This is a genomic window from Curtobacterium sp. GD1 (genome assembly GCF_020882855.1).
Classification (GTDB): Bacteria; Actinomycetota; Actinomycetes; order Actinomycetales; family Microbacteriaceae; genus Curtobacterium.
Window position 1 is genome coordinate 166,205 of record NZ_JAFEVQ010000001.1, and the last position, 17,913, is coordinate 184,117.

At 69.1% G+C, this 17,913-nt stretch carries 18 protein-coding genes; 12 read left to right on the plus strand and 6 right to left on the minus strand.

What is annotated here, in order from left to right; translation table 11 throughout:
• Positions 1-35: 35 nt before the first annotated feature.
• The 7 genes from rnpA to JSX79_RS00880 all read left to right on the plus strand — a co-directional run bounded on the left by rnpA (position 36) and on the right by JSX79_RS00880 (position 4,870).
• Positions 36-398, plus strand: a complete 363-nt coding sequence (rnpA, locus tag JSX79_RS00850) for a ribonuclease P protein component (RefSeq protein ID WP_229084721.1) — start codon at positions 36-38, stop codon at positions 396-398.
• Positions 395-775: a membrane protein insertion efficiency factor YidD gene (gene yidD, locus JSX79_RS00855; protein WP_071294227.1), complete on the plus strand. Its 381-nt coding sequence runs from the start codon at positions 395-397 to the stop codon at positions 773-775. The genes rnpA and yidD overlap by 4 nt, the downstream gene beginning before the upstream one ends.
• A gap of 8 nt (positions 776-783) precedes the next feature.
• Positions 784-1,758 carry a membrane protein insertase YidC gene (gene yidC, locus JSX79_RS00860; protein ID WP_070417471.1) on the plus strand — a complete coding sequence of 325 codons (975 nt, stop codon included), beginning with the start codon at positions 784-786 and terminating at the stop codon, positions 1,756-1,758.
• Positions 1,759-2,274 (plus strand): R3H domain-containing nucleic acid-binding protein, encoded by a 516-nt coding sequence (locus JSX79_RS00865; RefSeq protein WP_175473651.1) that lies wholly within the window; start codon positions 1,759-1,761, stop codon positions 2,272-2,274.
• A complete protein-coding gene (gene rsmG / locus JSX79_RS00870) occupies positions 2,271-2,915 on the plus strand; it encodes a 16S rRNA (guanine(527)-N(7))-methyltransferase RsmG (RefSeq protein ID WP_092385580.1) in 645 nt (214 codons plus the stop codon). The genes JSX79_RS00865 and rsmG overlap by 4 nt, the downstream gene beginning before the upstream one ends.
• Positions 2,916-2,996: 81 nt before the next feature.
• A complete protein-coding gene (locus JSX79_RS00875) occupies positions 2,997-3,890 on the plus strand; it encodes a ParA family protein (RefSeq protein ID WP_071294225.1) in 894 nt (297 codons plus the stop codon).
• Positions 3,890-4,870: a ParB/RepB/Spo0J family partition protein gene (locus JSX79_RS00880; RefSeq protein WP_092385578.1), complete on the plus strand. Its 981-nt coding sequence runs from the start codon at positions 3,890-3,892 to the stop codon at positions 4,868-4,870. The genes JSX79_RS00875 and JSX79_RS00880 overlap by 1 nt, the downstream gene beginning before the upstream one ends.
• An 891-nt stretch (positions 4,871-5,761) precedes the next feature.
• Here the strand turns inward: JSX79_RS00880 and JSX79_RS00885 are convergent.
• From JSX79_RS00885 to JSX79_RS00910, 6 genes are all read right to left on the minus strand, one after another.
• Positions 5,762-6,397, minus strand: a complete 636-nt coding sequence (locus JSX79_RS00885; protein WP_308061313.1) for an ElyC/SanA/YdcF family protein — start codon at positions 6,395-6,397, stop codon at positions 5,762-5,764.
• A 10-nt stretch (positions 6,398-6,407) separates the two neighbouring features.
• Positions 6,408-7,370, minus strand: a complete 963-nt coding sequence (locus JSX79_RS00890) for a D-alanine--D-alanine ligase (RefSeq protein ID WP_092385576.1) — start codon at positions 7,368-7,370, stop codon at positions 6,408-6,410.
• A 46-nt stretch (positions 7,371-7,416) separates the two neighbouring features.
• Positions 7,417-8,721, minus strand: coding sequence for a PLP-dependent aminotransferase family protein (locus tag JSX79_RS00895; RefSeq protein ID WP_071294222.1), 1,305 nt, complete (start codon positions 8,719-8,721; stop codon positions 7,417-7,419).
• 168 nt (positions 8,722-8,889) lie between these two features.
• Positions 8,890-9,216, minus strand: coding sequence for a thioredoxin (gene trxA, locus JSX79_RS00900; RefSeq protein ID WP_017887828.1), 327 nt, complete (start codon positions 9,214-9,216; stop codon positions 8,890-8,892).
• A 63-nt stretch (positions 9,217-9,279) separates the two neighbouring features.
• Positions 9,280-10,278: a thioredoxin-disulfide reductase gene (gene trxB, locus JSX79_RS00905; protein ID WP_070417477.1), complete on the minus strand. Its 999-nt coding sequence runs from the start codon at positions 10,276-10,278 to the stop codon at positions 9,280-9,282.
• A gap of 79 nt (positions 10,279-10,357) precedes the next feature.
• Complete coding sequence (locus JSX79_RS00910; RefSeq protein ID WP_229084723.1) at positions 10,358-14,362, minus strand: DUF6049 family protein; 4,005 nt, start codon at positions 14,360-14,362, stop codon at positions 10,358-10,360.
• Between the two features lie 124 nt (positions 14,363-14,486).
• On the opposite strand from JSX79_RS00910, the gene JSX79_RS00915 reads away from it, so the two are divergent.
• The 5 genes from JSX79_RS00915 (at position 14,487) to rplI (ending at position 17,805) form a co-directional block, all read left to right on the plus strand.
• Positions 14,487-15,923, plus strand: a complete 1,437-nt coding sequence (locus tag JSX79_RS00915) for a CCA tRNA nucleotidyltransferase (protein ID WP_229084726.1) — start codon at positions 14,487-14,489, stop codon at positions 15,921-15,923.
• A gap of 159 nt (positions 15,924-16,082) precedes the next feature.
• Positions 16,083-16,460, plus strand: a complete 378-nt coding sequence (rpsF, locus tag JSX79_RS00920) for a 30S ribosomal protein S6 (RefSeq protein WP_070417479.1) — start codon at positions 16,083-16,085, stop codon at positions 16,458-16,460.
• A 3-nt stretch (positions 16,461-16,463) separates the two neighbouring features.
• Positions 16,464-17,033: a single-stranded DNA-binding protein gene (locus JSX79_RS00925; protein WP_070417480.1), complete on the plus strand. Its 570-nt coding sequence runs from the start codon at positions 16,464-16,466 to the stop codon at positions 17,031-17,033.
• A 47-nt stretch (positions 17,034-17,080) separates the two neighbouring features.
• Positions 17,081-17,338, plus strand: coding sequence for a 30S ribosomal protein S18 (gene rpsR / locus JSX79_RS00930; protein ID WP_017887834.1), 258 nt, complete (start codon positions 17,081-17,083; stop codon positions 17,336-17,338).
• 14 nt (positions 17,339-17,352) lie between these two features.
• Complete coding sequence (gene rplI, locus JSX79_RS00935) at positions 17,353-17,805, plus strand: 50S ribosomal protein L9 (RefSeq protein WP_069712629.1); 453 nt, start codon at positions 17,353-17,355, stop codon at positions 17,803-17,805.
• Positions 17,806-17,913 lie beyond the last annotated feature (108 nt).

Below are 17,913 nucleotides of genomic sequence, written 5' to 3' on the forward strand. Positions count from 1 at the left end.
GCTCCCCGCCTGATCTCGTCCTCCGGTACCGACTCGTGTTGGCCCGCGCCAACCGGATCGTCCGAGGTGACGACTACCGGTCCGTCGTGCGTCGTGGTCGCAGAAGCGCCACGGCGCACGCCGTCGTATCGGTGGTCCGTCGCACCTCGGGCGACCCGTCGAGCGGTACCGGTCCGACACGGTTCGGGTTCATCGTCGCGAAGACGGTGGGCAACGCCGTGACCCGGAACCTGGTCAGGCGTCGCCTCAAGGCGATCGCGCACGGGCTGCTCGCCGACATCCCCGTCGGCTACGACGTGGTGGTCCGCGCACTGCCAGCCGCTGCGCAGGCCGGATGGCCTACCCTGCTCGAAGACGTCTCGCGCTCCTGTGCGCGTGGTGTGGAGAAGGCAGCATGAACCGCAACCTGTGGACCCGGCTCGCCTGGGCCGTCGCGTTGCTCCCGCGCAACGTGTGCGTCATCGTGCTGCGCGCCTACCGTGCCGTGATCTCACCGCTCTACGGCAACGTCTGTCGGTACCACCCCTCGTGCTCCCGGTACGCGCTCGAGGCGATCCAGCAGTACGGCGTCGTCCGCGGATCCGCCATGGGTGCATGGCGCATCGCACGGTGCAACCCCTGGGCAGCCGGGGGCATCGACGACGTCCGTGCACGGCGTCGCCCCTACGACGTCAACCGGTTCGGGTTCGTGCTCGCACCGACCCAGCCGCAGCCGCAGCCCACGGGTGGTTCCACCCTGCCGGTCCTGCTCCCCCAGCGCACTCGAAAGGCGTGACAGTCCCCATGGACCTCGGATTCATCGGAACGATCCTCTGGCCGCTCAAGTGGGTGGTCTCGGCCATCCTCGTGGGCTTCCACTGGATCTTCGAGAGCATCGGCATGGACCCCGGAGCCGGCATCACCTGGGTGCTCTCCATCATCTTCCTGACCTTCGTGGTGCGCGCCGCGCTCATCCCGATCTTCGTGCGCCAGATCAAGTCGCAGCGCCGCATGCTCGAGGTGGCGCCGCAGCTCAAGAAGATCCAAGAGAAGTACAAGGGCAAGAAGGACCAGTTCTCGCGTGAGGCCATGAGCCGCGAGACCATGGCGCTGTACAAGGAGACCGGGACGAACCCGCTGAGCTCCTGCCTGCCGCTGCTGATCCAGATGCCGATCTTCTTCTCGCTGTACTCGGTGCTGCACGAGGCGCAGATCAACAAGACGGGCATCGGCCTGCTCACGAACGACCTCGCCGCGTCGTTCGGCAACGCATCGCTCTTCGGCGCTCCCCTGCACGAGACGTTCACGAACGCCTCCGGCTGGGAGGTCCGGGTCATCGCCGGCGTCATGATCGTCGTGATGACCGCCTCGCAGTTCATCACCCAGCTGCAGCTCGTCGCGAAGAACATGTCGCCGGAGACCAAGGAGTCTCCGATGTACCGCCAGCAGAAGATGATGCTGTACATCCTCCCGCTGGTCTTCGTCATCTCCGGTCTGTCGTTCCCCCTCGGCGTCATGTTCTACTGGCTCGCCTCGAACGTCTGGACGATGGCGCAGCAGTACTTCGTCATCCGCAGCATGCCGACCCCCGGTTCCGAGGCCGCCCTCGCTCGTGAGGCACGTCTCGCGAAGAAGGCGCAGCGTCGCGGTGCCGCCACCCCGGTCCTCGCCGAGGCCGGCGCCGGTGCCGGTGCCGCCGAGATCGAGGCCGTCCGTGTGACGACCCAGCGGCAGCAGCCGGTCGGCAAGAACCGTGCCAAGAAGAACGGGAAGAAGTAAGTGACCGAGCAGGACACCGCGGACGCCGTGGACACCACCGTCGACACCTCGACCGCGACCGTCGACGACGACGCCCGCGACGAAGCCGACATCGCGGCGGACTACATCGAGGAACTCCTCGACATCTGCGACCTCGACGGTGACATCGAGATCGAGGAGCGTGCGGGCCGCGTGTACCTGTCCGTCACGGACGAGGGCGACGCGCTCCGCGTGCTGTCGAAGCCGGACACCGTCTCGGCCCTGCAGGAGCTCACGCGCATCGCCGTCCAGGCCGAGACCGGCGAGTTCAGCAGGCTGATCCTCGACGTCGGCGGCTCGCGCGATGCTCGTGCGTCCGAACTGCAGCGCCTCGTCGACACCGCAATCGAGCGCATCGAGGCGGGTTCGACCACGGCTGCACTGCCCGCGATGTCGTCGTACGAGCGCAAGCTGGTCCACGACCTGGTTGCCGAGAAGGGGTTCCACTCGGAGTCCGAGGGTGAGGGTCGGGACCGCCACACGGTCGTCACCCGATGACCGAGACCGCACCTCCCGTCCTCGAGACGGAGCCGGCGGCTGCTGCGACGCTCTTCGGCGATCGTCTCGACCTGGCGCGTTCCTTCACGAACGAGCTTGCTCGACGCGGTGAGGAGCTCGGCCTGATCGGCCCGCTCGAGCTGCCGCGCTTGTGGACGCGACATATCCTCAACTCTGCGGTGCTCGCTCCACTCCTGGAGGAACGGGGCCGGGTCGCCGACGTCGGTTCCGGTGCTGGACTCCCCGGCTTGGTGCTCGCGATCGCCCGGCCGGACGTGCACCTCACGCTCATCGAACCGATGGAACGGCGAGTGGACTGGCTGACGTCAGAGGCCTCGCGCCTCGGCCTCGACAACGTCGAGGTCGTCCGTGCCCGTGCTGAGGACGTCGCCGACGACATCGTGGTCGACCAGGTGACCGCGCGGGCCGTCAGCGCGTTGTCGAAGTTGATCCCGCTGACCGTGCCCTTGGTTCGTTCCGGTGGCCAGCTCATCCTCATGAAGGGCGCCCGCGTCGAGGACGAGATGGAGAAGGCCCGCAAGGTCATCCTCCGGAAGCGTCTCGCCGATGTCGAGGTGCTGGAGCTCGGAGTCGGTGTGGTCGAGGAGACCACGCGCGTCTTCCGGGCTACAGTTGACTGACGCTGCGGCTCGGGCCGGTTCGACCGGCCACCAGTGGCTCCGCGTTCCACGTGAAACACCGAACCGGGGAAGAGGCACTCGTTGAGTTCATCGACCGATTACGACGCGTCGACACCGCTCGCCCGTGAGATCGCTGATCTGAACCGTCGTCGCCGTGCGATCGCGACGCAGCAGTTCCCGCTGCCGCCGAAGACGCGCGTCTTCACGGTGTCGAACCAGAAGGGTGGCGTCGGCAAGACCACCACCACGGTCAACCTCGCCGCTGCGTTGGCGCACGGCGGAGCGCGCGTGCTGGTGATCGACCTCGACCCGCAGGGCAACGCCTCCACGGCGCTCGGTGTCAACCACCAGGCCGAGGTCCCGAGCATCTACGACGTGATCGTCGACGAGGCACCGATCGCGGACACGGTCCAGCGCTCCCCCGAGTCGGACACACTCTGGTGCGTACCGGCCACGATCCACCTCGCCGGCGCCGAGATCGAACTGGTGTCGCTCGTCGCTCGCGAACAGCGCCTGCGGACCGCGTTGGACCAGTACCTCGAGTCGCTGGACGAGCCGTACCACTACGTCTTCATCGACTGCCCGCCGTCGCTCGGACTGCTCACGATCAACGCCTTCGTCGCAGCGCGCGAAGTCCTGATCCCGATCCAGTGCGAGTACTACGCGCTTGAGGGCTTGAGTCAGCTGCTCCGGAACATCGAGCTCATCGAGCGGCACCTGAACCCGAACCTCGCCGTGTCGACCATCCTCTTGACGATGTACGACAGCCGGACGAACCTCTCCAACCAGGTCGCAGCAGACGTGCGGGAGCACTTCGGCGAACAGGTGCTCGAGGCCGTGATCCCCCGATCCGTCCGCGTCAGCGAAGCCCCGAGCTACGGGCAGAGCGTCGTTGCGTACGACGTCAACTCAACCGGCTCGCTCTCCTACCTGGAGGCGGCAGCCGAGATCGCAGCACGAGGAGCGCAGCACTGATGGCACCGAAGCGAACTGGACTCGGACGGGGCATCGGAGCCCTCATCCCGACGGCGTCGGAGCAGCAGGACCGTCCTGTCGACGTGTTCTTCCCGACCGGTGGATCGCCGGCGTCCGCGCCGCTCGTCGACGGTGCGACCGCGGAGGAGCTCGTCGCGGTTCCGGGCGCGCGTCTGGCGAACCTGAACCCCCTCGACGTCGTGCCGAACGCGCAGCAGCCGCGCAAGGAGTTCCGCGAAGAGGAACTGCAGGAACTCGTCCACTCGATCCGCGAGATCGGTGTCCTGCAGCCGATCGTCGTTCGCCCGATTGCCGGCGCCGCTGGGACCGAACCGCAGTACGAGCTGATCATGGGCGAGCGCCGACTCCGCGCCACCAAGGAGCTCGGGCTGAGTACCATCCCCGCCATCGTCAAGGACACTCCCGACGATGCGATGCTCCGCGATGCGCTGCTCGAGAACCTCCACCGTGCGAACCTCAATCCGCTCGAAGAGGCGTCGGCGTACCAGCAGCTCCTTGCGGACTTCGGGATCACGCAGGAGCAGCTCGCCCAGCGGATCGGCCGTTCGCGTCCGCAGATCACCAACACGATCCGACTGCTGCGCCTCCCCTCCCCCGTTCAGCGGCGTGTGGCAGCGGGCGTGCTCTCGGCTGGACACGCGCGTGCCATCCTCGCTGCGCCGGACGCCGAGGCCATGGAGTACCTCGCCGAGAAGATCGTCAATGAGGACCTGTCCGTCCGGGCGGCCGAGTCGATCGCGCAGCAGCTCGCGGCGAAGACGCCGGTGAAGCCCAAGGCGGAGCCGTCCAAGCGGCAGGTGCACTTCAACGACCTGGCGGAGCGCCTCGGGGATCGCTTGAACACGCGGGTCAAGATCGCTGTCGGGGCGCGGAAGAGCTCGGTGACGATCGACTTCGCGAACGGGGATGACCTCAACCGGATCCTCGGGGAGCTCGGTATCGAGGACGTCGCGGGCTGACGTTCGGCCGTCTTCTGCCGCGGAGGTCACTGTACGGCGCTGTACGGCCGCCTGCCGGCTCGACGGCGTCGTCGGGTCCGTGGGTCTGACGGCGGGTCTACTGGGCCCTGAGTGAGCCTGCTGTGGCCTCTCGGGTACCCCGTTGTTCGGGGCCTGATCGTGCAGGCAGCGTTTCACGTGGAACATCGAGTCGAAGCGCCGAGGGTGGTTCGTGTGGGCCAGCAGACGCCGTTCTGTCCGATCGTGGCGCCGTGCTCGGGCCCACGGAGCCGTCAGACCGAGCGATCTCGCCCCTGCACCGAGCGGCCAGGAGCGGCCAGGCGTCGATACCAGTGGCTCGCGTGTCCCCGTCGCGGCGGTCATCCGGGCCAGGCACTCGCGGTGGGGCTGTGGAGCGGCTGCCGCGCGTCTCGAATCCGACCTCGAGCCGAGCTGCACGTTCGCACGCGTATGGGTGGCGGAACATGAGGCGGGATGTCGGATGACACGCACGATGCGAGGCGTAGTTGGTCCCCGGGGTTCCTTCTCGGCATTGGCGCGATCCGTGATGGGCGGGGCGCTCGGGCCGGGCCGCTCCCCCGTTGGGGGATGAGCTGCGAACGATCTTCTCGGCGGTTGGCACGGAGCCCTCGGTCTGCGAGCCGCTGCGAAGGGCTCCTGTTCGAGTGCGATGAGACGGGTGCGGGCCACCCGAGGGCACCGTCTCCATCCTGCGTCACGGCCGCGCGCAGGGATTCCGCGCTCGTCCCGGCATGCATGGAAGTGAGGGCTGTGGCTCCGGGCCGGATCGCTCTGTGTGCGGCCCTCCGGCGGCGAGTGTGGATCGCGGAGAGGTCGAGACCGGCGTCTTGCGCGCGGGCTTGGGCGAATGTTCCACGTGGAACGGGTGGATCAGGCCGGAGGCTTCACGTGGAACACGGCACGAAGCTTCCACAGCCCGACGGCAGCGAACACCGGCTTCAGCAGGCTCATCTCTCCGAACCGATAGTCATCGGCAGCCACGAGCCGCCCGGCAAGCTCCGGTCGCTGACGCCCGAGGTAGACACGCGCCTTCTCAGCGTGCAGTCCGTTCGATGCGAAGGCGACCCAGTCAGCGGCCTCGATCCACGGCAGCGCATTGCGCACGTTCTCCCACGTCGAACGACTCTCCGACTCGATCGATACCGGGCCATCCCACCCGATGCAGTTCTCGATGTAGTCGCGGAGGAGCACGGCCTCCGCGACCGTCCCAAGCACCGCTCCCCCACTGCAGAGGATCTGAGCGGAAGCGCCGGCAGCGCGAGCCGAGCGTGCTGTGCGGACAGTGATCCGGGCCCGCCATCGATTCACGACGTTGATGCGACGGCTGCGATTGCCGAACCCCAGGACGACGACGAGCCCAGTGGAGCCCTTCGTTGGTCGTGGAAGCCGTCCTGCCCGACGAGCGGCCCGCCAGTGCACGGCTTCGCCCACGGCCAGTGTCCCGAGGCCCACGGCCGCCAGGACGGCGGCGAGGGATGTTCCACGTGGAACGTGTCGGCATCCCACGATCGCAGCGTCAGGCCCGGTGGTCGCGGATCGCCTGCTCCGCGAGCTCGGCGTAGGTCCATCCCAGGTCGAAGCCCGACGCGGAGAGGGCCTGCGGCACGAGAGAGGTCTCGGTGAGCCCGGGGAGAACGTTCGCCTCGAGGAACCAGGGCGTCCCAGCGGCGTCGACGATGAGGTCAACGCGCGAGATGTGTCGCAGACCGAGGGCCTCGTGGGCTGCCACGGCGGCGGCGGACGCAGCAGCCGCGAACTCCTCGGACAGGCGGGCCGGCGTGTAGAAGGTGGTCTCGCCGGCGTTGTACCGAGCCTCGAACCCGTAGATGCCGCTGCGCGGGACGATCTCGACGGCGGAGAGCGCCACCGGACCGTCGCCGGTGTCGATGATGCCGACCGCGACCTCGGTCCCACGGATGAGCTGCTCGACCACGACGTCGTCGCAGTACGTGTACGCGGTGACCATCGCGCGCGGCAGGTCGTTCACGTCGTCGACGAGGGTGACGCCCTGGGCGCTGCCGCCTCGGGCCGGCTTGACGGCGAGTGGGACCGGGTGCTCGACAGCGATGCTCTCGAGGACGCCGACCGCGCCGAGCTCCCGGAAGACGTCGTGCGAGAGCGTGACCGAGCGCGGGGTCCGGACGCCCGCCCGCGCGACCAGCGCCGAAGCGGTGGGCTTGTCCCATGCCAGCCGGGCCGACGTCGAACGTGAGCCGACGAACGGGATGTCCAGCGCCTCCAGGATGCCCCGCAGGGCGCCGTCCTCACCGGAGGCGCCGTGCAGAGCTGGCCACACGACGTCCGGGCGGCTCTCCCGCAGGGTCGGGAGCAACGATGCGTCTGCGTCGCGGAGGTCCACCTGCCAGCCGTACCCGGTCAGCGAGTCGGCCACACGGCGACCGGACCGCAGGGAGACGTCACGCTCGTGCGAGATCCCTCCCGCGACGACGACGACGTGACGGCGGGTGAGCTCGGCCATGCGGTTGGACCTCCGGTACTGCGGGTGGGACGGTGAAAAGTGCTGATCAGGAGATGTTCGGCGGCGGAGCGCTGACGGACGATGCGGGTCGGACGACCGCGTTGGGCCGCGTCGCGGACCCGAAGGTCTCGACCAGCTCGAGCTCGTCGTTGACGACGTTCGCGAGCCGCTTCACGCCGACGCGGATCTGCTCCGGCGTCGGGTAGCAGAACGACAGCCGGATGTGACCGCCGCCGCGTCCGTCGGCGTAGAAGGCCGTCCCCGGGGTGTACGCGACGAGCTCCTTCACCGCCCGCGGCAGCATCCCCTTCGAGTCGAGGGACTCGGGCAGGGTCAGCCAGACGAAGAACCCACCGTTCGGCTTCGTCCAGGACAGGTCCGGCAGGAACTCCCCCAGCGCGGACAGCATGGCGTCACGACGCTCGGCGTAGAGGCCCCGGAAGGTGTCGACCTGACCCTTCCAGTCCGCGGCGTCGAGGTAGGCGTTCACGACGTACTGGCCGAAGGAGTTCGGCGCGAGGACGGCCGACTCGTTGGCGAGGACGAGCTTCTCGCGGATGGCGTGGGGTGCGAGGGCCCAGCCGACGCGGAAGCCCGGCGCGAGTGTCTTGGAGAACGAGCCGAGGTAGACCACGCCCTCTTCGTCGATCGATCGGATCGCCTGCGGCGCCGGCTCGTCGAACCAGAGGAGGCCGTACGGGTTGTCCTCGAGCACGAGGATGTTGTTCGACCGGCAGATGTCGAGGATCTCGATGCGACGCTCGCGGCTGAGGGTCACACCGGCGGGGTTGTGGAAGTTCGGGATCGTGTAGAGGAACTTGATCCGCTTGCCCTGGGTCCGCAGGTTCGCGATCGCTTCGCGCAGCGCTTCGGGGACGAGACCGTTCTCGTCGGTGGTGACGTGCACGGTCTCGGCCTGGTACGACCGGAAGACCCCGATCGCGCCGACGTAGGACGGCGACTCGGCGAGCACCACGTCACCCGGGTCGATGAAGAGTCGGGTGACGAGGTCCAGCGCGTGCTGCGACCCGGTGGTGACGACGACGTCCTCGGCGCTGGCACGGATGCCCTCGAGGCTCATCACGTCGACGATGTGCTCGCGCAGGGACCGCAGGCCCTGTCCCCCGCCGTACTGGAGCGCCATGGCGGCGTCCTCGGCCATCACACGGTCGAGGGAGCCCGTGACGAGCTCACGCGGCAGCGCGGAGACGTACGGCATGCCGCCGGCGAGCGAGACCACCTCGGGCCGCGACGCGACGGCGAACAGGGCTCGGACCTCGGAGGCGCTCAGCCCGGCGGTGCGCTGGGCGTAGGAGTCGTACCAGGGGTCGAGGCTGTTGCCGTTCGTCATCTTGGCTCCGTTCCAGCGGGACCTGCCCGCCACTCACATTCCCGCCACACTACGACATCGACCCCGGAAACCCGGGCCCCGCGACGGGGCCGATCCTGAACCAGTGGCCCGGGAACGCGAGCGGCCCCGCACCCGGTGGGGTGCGGGGCCGCTCGGTGGGGCAGGTGCCTACGCGAGGAACTCTGCGAGGTCGGCCTCGAGTGCCGGCTTCGGCTTCGCGCCGATGACGGTCTTGACGACCTCGCCGCCCTTGAAGACCTTCATCGCCGGGATCGAGGTGATCTGGTAGTTCATGGCCGACTGGGGGTTGTCGTCCACGTTGAGCTTCACGATCTCGATCTTGCCGGCGTGCTCTTCGGCGATCTGGTCGAGGATCGGCGAGACCGCGCGACACGGGCCGCACCACTCGGCCCAGAAGTCGACGAGGATCGTCTTGTCGGACTTGAGGACCTCGTCCGAGAAGGTGGCGTCGGTGACTGCCTTGGCGTTGGACATGTGTGCTCCTTCGAGAAGTCGATCAGTGGGTGCAACGCCCGGGGCGCTGCGGTATTCCGTGGATCAGGCGTGGGCGGCTTCGACGTCGACCGTGACGGGCGACTCCGGGGTCACGCCCTCGGCGGGGCCGGTCAGCGCGTCGTCGAGTTCGGCGAGGTACTTCTCCGCGTCGAGCGCCGCGACGGTGCCGGAGCCGGCAGCCGTGATGGCCTGGCGGTAGGTCGGGTCGATGACGTCACCGGCTGCGAACACGCCGGGCAGGTTCGTCTTCGAGGAGCGACCCTGGACCGCGATCGTGCCCTCGGGGGCGATGTCGATCTGCCCGTGGATCAGGTGCGTGCGCGGGTCGTTGCCGATCGCGATGAAGAGGCCGTCGAGGGCCAGCTCGCTCTCGGTGCCGTCCACCGTGTCGCGCAGCGTGACGCCGGTCACCGCGGAGTCACCCGTGATGCCGGTGACCTCCTTGTTCCACGCGAACTCGATCTTCGGGTCGTTCATCGCCCGGTCCTGCATGATCTTCGACGCGCGCAGGGTGTCCTTGCGGTGGATGACCGTCACCTTGTCGGCGAAGCGGGTGAGGAACGTCGCCTCTTCCATCGCGGAGTCGCCACCCCCGACGACGGCGATGTTCTTCTGGCGGAAGAAGAAGCCGTCGCAGGTCGCGCACCAGCTGACGCCGTGGCCGGACAGTCGCTCTTCGTCGGCGAGGCCGAGGTGGCGGTACGCCGAACCGGTCGCGTAGATGACCGCGAGGGCCTCGTATGTCTCCCCGGAGCCGACCGTGACCTTCTTGACGTCACCGGTGAGGTCGACCGACACGGCGTCGTCGTACAGGACCTCGGCACCGAACTTCTCGGCCTGTTCCTGCATCTTGATCATGAGGTCCGGGCCCTGGATCCCCTCGGGGAAGCCCGGGAAGTTCTCGACCTCGGTCGTCTTCGTGAGCTCGCCGCCGGTCTCGACGCTGGAGGCGACGATCAGGGGCTTGAGCTCCGCGCGTGCCGCGTAGATGCCGGCGGTGAACCCGGCCGGGCCGGAACCGATGATGATGAGCTGGCGCATGCCTCGCTGCCCTTCCGTAGATAGCTGACCGGGTCAACACATGCTACCGGCGTGGCATTCCGCATCGCCCGGGAGCGCGTCAGCGACCGAGCCGCTTCCGCAGGATGTCGACGGCGCCCCTGATCTCGCCGTTCTTCGCGACGACGAGCGCCCCGAAGTAGACGAGCACCATCACGGCGCCGGTGAGGGCGATGGTGATCAGTGCGCCGGAGACGTCGGACATCGCGAACCCGTCGGCCGAGAAGCCGCCGAAGAAGTTGACGACGACGAGCCCCACGACGCCGGAGATGAGCGCGGCGATGACGAACTGCACGTGCGACCGGGTGACGATCGGCCCCTCGATGCCGTTCAGACGCTTGCGGACGAGGACGAGCGCGATGATCGTCTGCACGGTCCCCGCGACGGTCGTGCACACCGCGATCGAGACGCCGATCACGTTGCCGGGGAAGGTCGCGACGGCGAGGGCGCCGATGACGAAGAGCACCGACTGGACGCACTGCATCAGGAACGGCGTGCGGTGGTCGTGCAGGGCCCAGAACACCCGCTGGATGATGAAGAGCATGCTGAACAGCACGAGACCCGGCATGTAGGCCCACAGGACCTCGGCCATCGCCTGGGTGTGGTCGAACCGGTTCTCCCAGATCCGGGCGAACGGCATCGCGAGCACGATGAGCGCGACGCTCGCGAACACGGTGAACAGGCCGACGATCCGCAGCGAGAGCGAGAGGTTGCGGCGCACTGCTCCGAGGTCGCCGCGTTCGGCGTCGTGGCTCATCCGCGTGAAGTACGCCGTCGCGATGGAGACCGCGATGATCGAGTGCGGGAGCATGAACAGCAGCCACGTCGTGCCGAGGGTGGCGATGCCGGCGCCCCCGGCGAGCGACGCGACGCGGGACTGCACGATGCCGGCGAGCTGCGTCACGAGGATCATCGCGAAGAGCCACCCGGCGGCCGTCCCGGTGGAGCGCAGGCCCACCCCGCGCCAGCGGAAGTCCGGTCGGAAGGTCAGTCCGGCACGCCGCCAGAAGAACGGCAGGAAGGCGGCCTGCGCGAACACGCCCAGCGACGCGCTGCCGGCGAGGACGGCGATCTTGATCGCCGTCCACCCCTCTGTGGAGGAGTTGACGTCGCGACCGCCGAACAGCGCGATGAAGACGATCAGTCCAGCGATCGCGATGACGTTGTTGAGCAGCGGCGCCCAGGTGAAGGGCCCGAACACCTGCTTCGCGTTGAGGACCTCGCCGAGGAGCGAGTACATCGCGTAGAAGAGGATCTGCGGCAGGCACCAGAAGGCGAACGCGACGGCCAGGTCCGTCTGCGCGTCGGTGAAGCCCTTGCTGTCGCCGGACGCCTGCTGGCTGTACACGGAGACGAGGAACGGTGCGAGGAGCGTCGCGACGATCGCGATGACGATGAACACCGACCCGCCGAGCGTCACGATCTTGTTGACGTAGGCCACGCCGCCGTCGGTGTGCTGCTTCATCGACCGGACGATCTGCGGGATGAGCACGGCGGACAGCAGGCCGCCGGCGATGAGCGCGTAGATGTTGTTCGGCAGCTGGTTCGAGATGCCGAAGGCGTTCGCGGCGTCGGAGCCGGTGTTGCCGATCGCGAAGGCGAGGACGAAGGTCTTCGCGAAGCCGAGGATGCGCGACAGCATGGTGCCGGCAGCGAGCATCGCACTGGCACGGCCGAGACTGCGCTCGGCGGCCGGCTCCGCGTCGACGGACGGCTCGGGCTGGGTGGCGCTGATGGTCGGCTCCTCGGGGTCGGCTGTCGGTGCGTCGCGCACCGCGGTGTCGGACTGGAGGAACGGTGCCCGCCCGTCGTGCGGCGATGCGGCGGGCACGGGGTCCCCACCGACCACCGGCTGGACCTCGAGCAGCCGGTTCGGGTCCTCGTCGTCGTCCTCGTCGACGTCGCCGTTCCGGCGACGGCGACGCTTCCGGATGCTCCGGAAGATGCCGAAACCGAAGATCGCGACGAGCGCCACTGCCGCGGCCGCGGTGATCACGGTCTCCCACTGCGCCTGGACGTTCAGTTCCACGGTGGCCGGGGTCGCGATCTTCACCCCGGTCGGACTCGTGAGGGAGAGGGTCAGGTTGACCTTGCCGTTCGCGACCGACTGGACCGGCACCGTCGTGCGGGTGGAGGAGTCCGGCTGGATCTTCACCTCGATGTCGTTCCGCACCACCCGCAGCGCGGAGTTGGACGGCTGCACGGACAACAGCACTGTGACCGGGAAGTCGGAGCGGTTCCGGATGGAGATCGGCAGCGAGGACCGGTCGCCGAGCAGGGTGAGGCTGCTCGAGTCGGGGATGCTGATCTGCGAGGTCTTGCCCGCCCAGTTCGCGACCTGGGCGTCGACGGCGGTCGCGAGGCCGTCCGTGTCGGTGCGCCAGGCGTTCGAGGCCAGGGCGAGCAGCCGGAGTCGGGCGGGCGCGGTCAGGTCGGTCGGGGTGTCCAGCGCGGACGCGAACCCGGCGAGGTCCTGCTCGCCGTCCACCAGTCGCTGCAGCTGGTCGATGCGGGCGTCGCCGTTCGTCCCGGCGGACAGCGTGAGGGAGCCGGCCGTGGCGGAGGCCGCGGTGGAGAGGTCGGCCGGGGCGACCCAGGCGGTGTCCTCGAGCGCGTCGAGGGCCTGGCTCAGCCGCGCGGAGTTCGTCGGCCAGTCGCGACCGAGGGTCAGCAGGATCGGTGCCTCGGCCGTGCCCGCCCGGGCGGAGGTCGCGAGCGTCGCGGTGAGCTCGGACATGGCCGTCGACCACTCCTGCTGGCTCGACGCGGTCGCGGCGGTGCGGAGCAGGGCGGACATCGACTGGTCGGACACGAGCACGTGCTGCCCGGCGATCTGCTCGGACGCGGCGATCGTCGTGTCCGCGCCGGCCGACGTGTTGCCGCTCGACACGATCGTCGTCTTCGAGCCGGCCTTCGCGAGCGCCGGCAGGTCGGCCGCGGTGACGGTGCCGTCCGACGGCCAGGCGATCCCGTCCATCGAGTAGGGGAAGTCGAGCAGGGAATCGGTGGTGGGCAGCGTGGCGGGTGCCTCGTCGTCCGTCCCGGGGTCGGCGGTGGCGTCGTCGGTCGGTGACGTCGAGGCGGAGGGGCCGGCCGTCGGGCTCTGCGGGTCCGACGTCGGGGTCGGGGTCGGGGTGGACGCGCCGGGGAAGTTCTGCTGCTTGATCTCCTGGTCGAGGGAGATCGGCGAGAGGACCCCGTCGGCTCCCGCTTGCCGGAGACCGGTGACGTCGGCGTCGGCGTACGGGAGCGCGAAGGTCTCGTTGCGGAGTGACTCGAGCCGGTCCAGCCACGCGGTCGCCGACGACGGTGCGTTCTCACCGAGGATCCGGATGGACGCGATGATCCGCGGGTCGATCGCGACGGCGACGTTGTGGTCCTCGGCGGCGTCGAGCTGCTGGGTGAGCGTGCCGTCGACGGCGGTCGCTGAGGCCAGGACGCCGGCCGTCAGGACGCCCTGGTTCGTCGCCGGGACGGTGATGGGCATCGCGACCGAGACGCTCACCGGCGTCTGGTCCGTCTCGGGGTACCAGGTGATCGCGGACCGCGCCACGGCGTAGGTGTCACCGGCCGTGTACTCGGCGGCGATGCGTCGGGCACCGAACGACGAGTACCCGCCGAGGGCGACGTTGCCCGAGACGATCTTCACCGAGCCGAGCGTGACGGATCGGTGTGCCGGGACCGCCGGGACGTCCACGGAGTCCATCGGGGCGCCGAGGTAACCGGTCGTGCTGGTGTCGGCGAGCCAGTCGGAGAGGACGTCGCGCGTGCTCACGGAGCGGAAGATGTCGAGCTCCGCGGTGCCGGCGGGGACGTCCGCGTCGGTGTCGTTCGTGACCGTGACGGAGAGCTCGAGGTCCTCGTCGCGCTGGACGATCCCGCGGTTCGCCGGCGCGATCGTGATCGTCGTCCGGCCCTGCTCGGCAGCCGCCGGGTGTGCGGCGTGCGTCGTGGTCGTGGAGGCCGTCGTGGCGAGTGCACCGTCGGCCGCAGCGGGCGCGACGACGAGGCCGAGCGCGACGAGGGCCGACGCGGCGGCGGCGAGCGTGGTGCGGAAGATCTGCATGCGGGAGGGGCCACGGGGTCGGTTCGGGCCGTCCACGAGTGTATGAGGCCCGACCATGAACGCTCCCGTGCGCGCGCACGTTGTGGAGAACTCAGGCCTGCGATCTGGGAGGATGAGGACCGTCATGCAGTCCGTTGCCCAGGCCGTCGAGCGACTCGACGCACTCGCCGCCACCGAGCCCGTCGCCATCCTCGCTCGGGCCTTCGCCGACGCCGGACACGAACTGGCCCTCGTCGGCGGGCCCGTCCGCGACGCCTTCCTCGGGCGAGCGGTCACCGACCTCGACTTCACCACCGACGCCCGTCCGGACGACATCCTGCGGATCGTCGGACCGATCGCGAGCAACACCTGGGACGTCGGTCGGCAGTTCGGCACCATCGCCGCGCGGGTGGCCGGCGAGCAGGTCGAGATCACCACGTACCGCAGTGACGTCTACGACGGCGAGACCCGCAAGCCCGAGGTCGCGTTCGGCGACACCATCGAGGACGACCTGCTCCGCCGCGACTTCACCGTCAACGCGATGGCGCTCCGGTTGCCCGCGCGGGAGCTCGTCGACGTGCACGGCGGCGTCGAGGACCTCCTCGCCGAGCGCCTGCACACGCCCCAGGCCGCCCGGGTCTCCTTCCGCGACGACCCCCTGCGGATGATGCGCGCCGCCCGGTTCACCGCGCAGCTCGGCTTCACGGTCTCGGACGAGGTGCGCGAGGCCATGACGGACCTGGTCGACTCGATCGACATCGTCTCCGCCGAGCGGGTCCGCGACGAACTGGTCAAGCTGCTGAACACGGACGGACCGGTGGACGGCGTGCGTCTGCTCGTCGACACCGGGCTGGCCGAGCGGTTCCTCCCCGAACTGCCGGCGATGCGGCTCGAGATCGACGAGCACCACCACCACAAGGACGTCTACGAGCACTCCCTCACGGTGCTGACGCAGGCGATCGGCTACGAGGCCGAGCGGCACCCCGGCGACGCCCCCGACACGGTGCTCCGACTCGCAGCGCTCCTGCACGACATCGGGAAGCCCGCGACCCGCAAGCTCGAGCCCGGCGGCGCCGTGAGCTTCCACCACCACGACCTCGTCGGCTCGAAGCTCGCGAAGAAGCGGCTCCGTGCCCTGCGCTTCGACAACGACACCATCGCCGCCGTCAGCCGCCTGATCGAGCTGCACCTCCGCTTCTTCGGCTACACGGACGGCGCGTGGACCGACTCCGCCGTCCGTCGCTACGTCCGGGACGCCGGCGACCAGCTCGAACGCCTGCACGAGCTCACCCGCTCCGACGTCACCACCCGGAACCGCCGCAAGGCCGACCGGCTCGCCTTCGCGTACGACGACCTCGAGGACCGGATCCGCGAACTCTCCGAGCAGGAGAAGCTCGACTCGATCCGTCCCGACCTCTCCGGCGACGACATCATGCGCATCCTCGACATCCCGCCGGGGCGTGCCGTGGGCGAGGCCTACCGCTTCCTCCTCGAGGTGCGGATGGACGAGGGCCCCCTCGGGTCCGACGATGCCGAAGCGCGCCTGCGCGACTGGTGGGCCGCCCGCGACGCGACCGCCTGACGGACGCGATCGGTTCTGCACAGCCGGTGGCGCGCCTCCAGGCCGTCCGCTAAGCTTGCCGGGTTGTCCGCACGCACACTGCGTGGCAGGACACATGCATCAACCCTCCTGCCCCGAGAACTGCTCGGGGCCGCTGAGACCAGAGGAGGTGGGTTCCGCATGCACCAGTACGAACTGATGGCGATCCTCGACCCCGAGATCGACGAGCGCACCGTCGCTCCCAGCCTGGACAAGTTCCTCGCTGTGATCCGCAACGACGGTGGCACCGTCGACAACGTGGACGTCTGGGGCCGTCGTCGTCTCGCCTACGAGATCGCGAAGAAGTCCGAGGGCATCTACGCCGTCGTGGACTTCACGTCCACCCCCGAGGCCGCCAAGGAGCTGGACCGTCAGCTCGGCCTCTCCGAGGCCGTGCTCCGCACGAAGGTCCTCCGCGCCGAAGAGGGCATCGCGCAGGTCGCCGCCCAGAAGCAGCGCGACGAGGCCCGCGCGGCCCGCAAGGCCGCCAACGCAACCGCGACCGCGAGCGCCGAGTAACCCGTGGCCGGCGAAACCGTCATCACGGTGGTGGGCAACCTCACCGCGGACCCGGAGCTGCGGTACACGCAGAACGGGCTCGCCGTGGCGAACTTCACCATCGCGTCGACTCCTCGCACGTTCGACCGTCAGGCGAACGAGTGGAAGGACGGCGACGCGCTGTTCCTCCGTGCGAGCGTCTGGCGCGAGTTCGCCGAGCACGTGGCGGGCTCGCTGACGAAGGGCTCGCGCGTCATCGCGCAGGGTCGTCTCCGTCAGCGCTCGTACCAGGACCGTGAGGGCCAGCAGCGCACGAGCATCGAGCTCGAGGTCGACGAGATCGGCCCGTCGCTCCGCTACGCGACCGCGCAGATCACCCGTGCTGCGGGTGGTTCCGGCGGCGGTCGTGGCCAGGTCGGTGGCGGCAACGCCCCGGCGGGCAACGGCGGCAACGGCGGCGGCTGGAACAACAACGGCGGCGGTCAGTCGGACGCGCCCTGGTCCCCCCAGGGTGGCCAGCAGGGCGGCAACGCACAGTCGAACGACGTGTGGAGCACCCCGGGCGGCACGTACGACGACGAGACCCCGTTCTGATCCTCCGCGGTTCAACGGACACAACTTCCACTTCTTAAGGACAAACAATGGCTGGAAAGAGCACCGGCGATCGCCGGAAGCCTCGCGGTAAGGGCGGCAAGAACGCCGCTCCCGCGAAGTCGATCAAGGTCGGCGTCATCGACTACAAGGACGTCGCGACCCTTCGCAAGTTCATCTCGGAGCGTGGCAAGATCCGCGCCCGTCGCATCACCGGCGTCTCCGTCCAGGAGCAGCGCCTCATCGCCCGTGCCGTGAAGAACGCCCGTGAGATGGCGCTCCTCCCCTACGCCGGCTCCGGCCGCTGATCGGAGGTCGACACATGTCGAAGCTCATCCTCACCCACGAGGTCTCCGGCCTCGGTTCCGCCGGTGACGTCGTCGACGTCAAGAACGGCTACGCCCGCAACTACCTGATCCCGCAGGGCTTCGCTGTCGCGTGGTCCAAGGGCGGCGAGAAGCAGGTCGAGTCGATCCGTGCGGCACGTGCCGCTCGCGAGCTCGCCACCATCGAAGAGGCACAGGACCTCAAGATGAAGCTCGAGAACGCGACCATCAAGCTGACCGTCAAGGCCGGCAAGGACGGTCGTCTGTTCGGCTCCGTCCGTCCGGGCGACGTCGCTGACGCCGTCCAGGCGCAGGGCGTCGGCTCGCTCGACAAGCGCAAGGTCGAGGTCCCCGCGACCATCAAGACCGTCGGTGACCACGAGGCCACCGTGCGTCTGCGCGAGGACATCACTGCCGTGATCTCGCTCCAGGTCGTCGCCGCCAAGTAACACTGGCTGCGGTCTTCCGCTCACGACGGGCGGGTCTCCTCCGGGAGGCCCGCCCGTCGTCGCGTTCCGGGGTCGTCGGTGGCGGTTCCGACCCAGGAGGCGCGGCTC